At 35.2% G+C, this 5,365-nt stretch carries 9 protein-coding genes and 1 pseudogene; 3 read left to right on the top strand and 7 right to left on the bottom strand.

Annotated features, from left to right (window positions below):
* Positions 1 to 233 precede the first annotated feature (233 nt).
* The 5 genes and pseudogenes from atpE to AB1422_16330 all read right to left on the bottom strand — a co-directional run bounded on the left by atpE (position 234) and on the right by AB1422_16330 (position 2,114).
* On the bottom strand, positions 234 to 503 hold the full coding sequence (gene atpE, locus AB1422_16350; protein ID MEW6620878.1) for an ATP synthase F0 subunit C: 270 nt from the start codon (positions 501 to 503) through the stop codon (positions 234 to 236).
* 66 nt (positions 504 to 569) lie between these two features.
* Positions 570 to 683: pseudogene (locus AB1422_16345) on the bottom strand (GxxExxY protein).
* Positions 684 to 743: 60 nt separating this feature from the next.
* Positions 744 to 1,544: a F0F1 ATP synthase subunit A gene (atpB, locus tag AB1422_16340; GenBank protein ID MEW6620877.1), complete on the bottom strand. Its 801-nt coding sequence runs from the start codon at positions 1,542 to 1,544 to the stop codon at positions 744 to 746.
* The gene (locus AB1422_16335) at positions 1,513 to 1,866 is read right to left on the bottom strand and encodes an ATP synthase subunit I (GenBank protein ID MEW6620876.1); all 354 of its coding nucleotides are present in this window, start codon (positions 1,864 to 1,866) and stop codon (positions 1,513 to 1,515) included. Before AB1422_16335 ends, atpB begins: the two co-directional genes overlap by 32 nt.
* Positions 1,863 to 2,114: an AtpZ/AtpI family protein gene (locus AB1422_16330; protein ID MEW6620875.1), complete on the bottom strand. Its 252-nt coding sequence runs from the start codon at positions 2,112 to 2,114 to the stop codon at positions 1,863 to 1,865. The genes AB1422_16335 and AB1422_16330 overlap by 4 nt, the downstream gene beginning before the upstream one ends.
* Before the next feature lie 72 nt (positions 2,115 to 2,186).
* On the opposite strand from AB1422_16330, the gene pyk reads away from it, so the two are divergent.
* Positions 2,187 to 3,596: a pyruvate kinase gene (gene pyk, locus AB1422_16325; protein MEW6620874.1), complete on the top strand. Its 1,410-nt coding sequence runs from the start codon at positions 2,187 to 2,189 to the stop codon at positions 3,594 to 3,596.
* Positions 3,597 to 3,743: 147 nt separating this feature from the next.
* On the opposite strand, the gene AB1422_16320 is transcribed toward pyk, so the two are convergent.
* Positions 3,744 to 3,899: a hypothetical protein gene (locus AB1422_16320; GenBank protein MEW6620873.1), complete on the bottom strand. Its 156-nt coding sequence runs from the start codon at positions 3,897 to 3,899 to the stop codon at positions 3,744 to 3,746.
* A 338-nt stretch (positions 3,900 to 4,237) separates the two neighbouring features.
* On the opposite strand from AB1422_16320, the gene AB1422_16315 reads away from it, so the two are divergent.
* The gene (locus tag AB1422_16315) at positions 4,238 to 4,486 is read left to right on the top strand and encodes a hypothetical protein (GenBank protein ID MEW6620872.1); all 249 of its coding nucleotides are present in this window, start codon (positions 4,238 to 4,240) and stop codon (positions 4,484 to 4,486) included.
* The gene (locus AB1422_16310) at positions 4,476 to 4,745 is read left to right on the top strand and encodes a hypothetical protein (GenBank protein ID MEW6620871.1); all 270 of its coding nucleotides are present in this window, start codon (positions 4,476 to 4,478) and stop codon (positions 4,743 to 4,745) included. Before AB1422_16315 ends, AB1422_16310 begins: the two co-directional genes overlap by 11 nt.
* A gap of 319 nt (positions 4,746 to 5,064) precedes the next feature.
* Here AB1422_16310 and AB1422_16305 read toward each other — a convergent pair whose 3' ends face one another.
* Positions 5,065 to 5,220: a hypothetical protein gene (locus tag AB1422_16305; protein MEW6620870.1), complete on the bottom strand. Its 156-nt coding sequence runs from the start codon at positions 5,218 to 5,220 to the stop codon at positions 5,065 to 5,067.
* Positions 5,221 to 5,365 lie beyond the last annotated feature (145 nt).

The raw sequence follows: 5,365 nt of genomic DNA, 5'->3' as shown, positions 1-5,365 counted from the left end.
TTCTTTGAGAAACACTATCCTTTGGTAACTTATCGATGAATTCTATAAGTCGCAGAGTAAAGTTATACAGTCTTTTCTTGAAATCCTTTTTGAAATTTGATTTGTAATTTTGCATTTTGATATTTGAATTTTTATCTCTAATTCCCCAAATCCTATTTTGCAGAACCCTATGATAATTGGTTAAATGGTAACTGGTAACTAATTACCAGTTACCATTTACCAATCACCATTCACTATTTACCAATAATATGTTGCAGGGCTGGATTGCCAAAGATAATGATTAAGGCAATAACCAGTGCATATAGAACTAACGATTCTATAAAGGCTAATCCTAAGATTAAGATAGTCATAATCTTGCCGGATGCTTCTGGTTGTCTGGCAACCCCTTCTACTGCTTTACTGGTAGCAATTCCCTGTCCTATCCCGGGTCCGATGGTCGCAATACCTATTCCTATCCCTGCCGCTAATACCGATAGGGCGAAAAACCATACTGCTCCTTCCATAATTTAACATCCCCCTTTCTTTTTATGTAACTATTCACCACGAAGAGCACGAAGGACACGAAGATGTTACAGAACAAATCTCTTTATGCCTTCTTTCAATCTTTCCACATTGAAATTTATCAATAGACCAACCTTGATATTTGCCAATTTCATATATGTCAATATTTGAGCTTCATGAATTCGATAATTCATCAAATTTCACTTCGTGCTCTCCGTGTCCTTCGTGGTGAATAGTTACTTTTAATGTTCTTCTTCCATAGCAATGGAAATATAGACTATGGCTAAAAAGACAAAAACAAATGTCTGAATAAGGCAAGTAAGCACCCCTAAAAGCATAACTATTGGTGGTAAAAATACAGGAATAAATAAAGTTTGGACAAATAGAATTGCCTTCTTTGAAAACAGAACAAGCAATAGTGCCAGGCAACCTAAGGTCATATGTTTTGCCATCATATTAGCAAATAGTCGGATAGATAAGGAAAAAGGTTTCGCTATTTCTCCGATCAGATGTATGGGCACCATCAATGGAGCTAACCACCAGATAGGACCTACAAAATGCTTAAAATAACCAATTAATCCTTTTTGTTTTATTCCAAAAAAGTGTGTCAGGATAAATACAATCATAGCTAAGGCAATAGTTGTGTTCCAATCACTTGTTGGTGCTTTCAATCCCGGAATGAGTCCAATCAGGTTTGAAATTAAAATAAACAGGGTCAGTGTGCCCATTAAAGGTAGAAAGAACTTTGCCTTCTTATGTCCCATAATGCCCTCTAAGAGTTGAAGAACCTGTTCAACTAAGAGTTCTAATAGATTTTGTAGTCCCCTGGGAACCATTTTTAAAGAAGAACATGCCGCCAGGGCAAAACCTATTAACCCAAGTGAAATCAACCAGGTCATAACAATCGTAGCATTTATGGGAATGTAGTTTCCTAAATATTGATTTAGCCAGTTGACTAAAAATTGAAATAAAAAGGGTGCCTCTGCTTCCATCTTTTCCCTTTCACCTAATCTATTTAATGAGATTAATCGTTCCTTGGACACAAATCGCCATAATCACGATGGATAATCCACCTATCACGGCAATAAAATTTATTGCTTTTACCTGTAATATGAGGGTTAATATTAATCCCAATAGGCTTAATCTAACCAGGTAACTCATCAAGATATATGACTTTGTCCGCTCAGATTTAAAGGCTCTTTGCGTCGTTAAAATCAGTGCCTTAAAGTTTAATAATCCAAGTAAGGAACCAATGACTATACCTGATATTATTGATATATTTTGGGTTAATAAAGAGATTAGAAAAACAATGCCGATTAGTATCCAGGTTGTTTTAGTAATTTGGGGTAAAGTAATTTCTTTCATTCTTTCATAATTTTCATTATCATTTCATAACCATTGTAAAAGCCCGCGATGATACCCAGTAATAATCCAGCGATAGTCAACCATGGTGTTGTGCCAAATCGTGAATCTAAAAAATAACCTATTCCTAAGCCAATAAAAGTTGAAGTAACGAGCACAATTCCAATACTACTTGCATACGCTACTTTCTTTATGGTCTCAAGATTTTTAACCACTTTTGAAAGTATAGCATAGATAAAGAAAAAATGCAACTAAAAATTTAGAATAAATTTTATTTGACATTTTAAAAGTAATGTTGTAAAATTTAAGATATGTTTAATATTATGAAAAGAACAAAAATTGTATGCACTATTGGGACGGCAAGTAATTCCCATAAAATATTAAAGGAATTAGCTGAGGCGGGGATGGATGTTGTTCGATTGAATTTTTCCCAGGGGACACATAAAGACCATCTTGAAGTTATAAGAAGTGTTCGTAGAATATCTGCAGAAATCAATAAACCCATAGGGATTATGCAAGATTTAGCCGGACCCAAAATTAGAATAGGAAAAGTAAAAAAAGGGGTGGTATTAAAGGAGGATTTTGTATTCACCTTAACCACTAAAGAGATTGAAGGGGATGAAAATATAGTCTCTGTTTCCTATAAACATCTACCGAAGGAAGTAAAATCAGGTGAGCCAATATTCATTGATGACGGCAGAATAAGGTTAAAGGTGATTAGACATGATATGGGGAATATTATTTGCCAGGTGGTCAAAGGTGGTGAGTTAAAATCAGACAAAAGGGTAAATTTCCCGGAGACTAAACTCTCAATTCCTTCACTTACTCCAAAGGATATTGAGGATTTAAACCTTGGGATTGAGGAAGGAGTAGATTTTATAAGTTTATCTTTTGTAAAAAATCCAGATGATATTATGCAGTTGCGTAAGATATTAAAAGAAAAAGATGTCTCTATCCCAATTATTGCCAAGATTGAGAAAAAAGAGGCAATTGAAAATATAAGTGAGATAATTAAATCTGCAGATGGCATAATGGTGGCAAGAGGAGATTTAGGCATTGAAACAGCCCTGGCTAAAATCCCTCTGGTGCAAAAAAAAGTAATTTTGGAGACAAATCTATTTGGCAAACCAGTTATTACCGCCACGCAAATATTAGAGTCTATGGTAAATGAAGATATTCCCACACGAGCAGAGGTAACAGATATTGCCAATGCTATTTTTGACTCAACGGATGCCTTGATGCTATCCGAAGAAACTGCTATCGGTAAATATCCGGTAGAATGTGTTAAAGAAATGGTAGAAATTACTTTAGAAGCAGAGAAGGCATTAGAATATGAGGCAATATTAAAAGATAAAATAGACCTGCGAGGTATAAATACTACAGAGGCAATTGGCTATGCCACAGCGCAAATCGCGATGGACTTAAAGGTAGCGGCGATTATTGCCTGTACATATTCAGGTCTGACCGCAAGGATGATTGCTAAATATAGACCATTTGTGCCAGTTATCGCGGTCAGCCCATCTATGGAAACAGTTCGGCAATTGACCCTGTATTGGGGAATTTATCCCGTTAAATCAGATGAATTTGATAATACGGATGATATGATAAGAAAGGGGATTGAAACCGCAAAATCCACCGGTATATTTCGGTCTGGAAACAAAGTTATTATTACTGGTGGTATTGCCGGTGGACATCATGATACAACCAATTTTCTACATGTAGCTGTGGCGTGAAAAAAAGGTAATCGTTCAGGTAATCCTTTACCGCAGAGACGCAGAGAAACAGAGAGGAAAATATCTTTTTTTGTAACCGTTCAGCCATGTCCATCAAATGGGACAATATTAACTCAAAACTCAAATGTCATAACTCAAAACCTTATCTCAAAACCTTAAAACTAAGTAACCGTTCAGGCTATATATCAAAAGTGTAAGAAAGGGGATAAGGAGATAAGAGTGATATGGAGATAAGATAATAGAAATAGATTGAAATTTATAGAAATAGGTAGAAATTGATTGGGGAAAACAACAAATTTCCATAAATTTCTATTAATTTCAATTTTTTATAATATCTCCCTATCTCCTTAATCTCCACATCTCCTTTTGTTACACCACCTGAACGCTTACAAAAATCAAATATTAAAAATCAAAAATAAGAATAAAAGAATTCCTTAATTTTGATATTTGCTCTTTGATTTTTGATATGATATTTGATATGTCATTTTGCATTTTAATATTTAATTTTTGATTTTGTATTACACAACTTGTTGTGTTTGAAGTGGTTTCGCACTAAGTCAGTACCATTCATTTGTGCTCTCTGACCACGCTAAACAGGTACACTAATTCCGCAAAAAGACAAAATGAGGAGGTGATCGTTAATGTCACAATTGACAATGGAAGGGGTATATCATAATGGGATTGTCATTCCCCAGGAAGATGTGCCGTACAATTCGGATATGCAAGTCTTGATTACATTTACTAAAAAAATCCCAAAGAGAGAACTCTATGTTCACACTCCCGAGGTCCAAAAAGCATTAGCAAAAGCAGAGGTAAACTATAAAGCAGGTAAGTTCAAAGAATATACAGATGCTGAGGACTTGCTGAAGGATTTGAATAATGCCAGGTGAAAGAAAAATTGCCAAAGATGATAATTTCGATAAATATTATGCAGCCCTACCCGAATATATCAAAAGGAAGTTTGAAAAACAAGTAAGGTTTTTGTTAAATGACCCAAAACATCCATCGCTAAAGATTCATCGATTCGAAAGTATCAAAGGATTGTGGGAATTTTATGTAGATGATTATTATCGATGCTTGTTTTCTATCGAAAGCAACACCTACTTTCTTAAATGGGTTGGAACCCACCCACAGATAGAGAGGAAATAGATAGAGTAGGTAGAGAAAAGTAGCGAAGACATTTTACTTAACACATATAAAAGGGAGTGAGTTATGGTCGGACATTGATTAAGAAGAAAAGGGAAAAGATGGTGGGGTCAGACCTCGAACAGAATTAACTTGATTAATTCTGCTTTTGAAGTCTGACCCCAAAGACCATTACGAATAGGATAATCATTCAGGTAATCCTTTACCGCAGAGACGCAGAGAAACAGAGAGGAAAATATCTTTTTTTGTAACCGTTCAGCCGTGTCCATCAAATGGGACAATATTAACTCAAAACTCAAATGTCATAACTCAAAACCTTATCTCAAAACCTTAAAACTAAGTAACCGTTCAGGCTATATATCAAAAGTGTAAGAAAGGGGATAAGGAGATAAGAGTGATATGGAGATAAGATAATAGAAATAGATTGAAATTTATAGAAATAGGTAGAAATTGATTGGGGAAAACAACAAATTTCCATAAATTTCTATTAGTTTCTATTTTTGTAACTATTCACCACGAAGGGTACGGAGAGCACGAAGTGAAATTTGATGAATTATCGAATAGAGTCATTGGATGCGCTATAGCGGTGCATCGAACTCTTGGGCCAGGTTTGCTTGACACCG

This window comes from bacterium (genome assembly GCA_040757115.1).
GTDB lineage: Bacteria > UBA9089 > CG2-30-40-21 > CG2-30-40-21 > SBAY01 > JBFLXS01.
The sequence above is the reverse complement of the archived record's forward strand: the minus strand, read 5'-3'. Positions and strand labels throughout refer to the sequence as shown.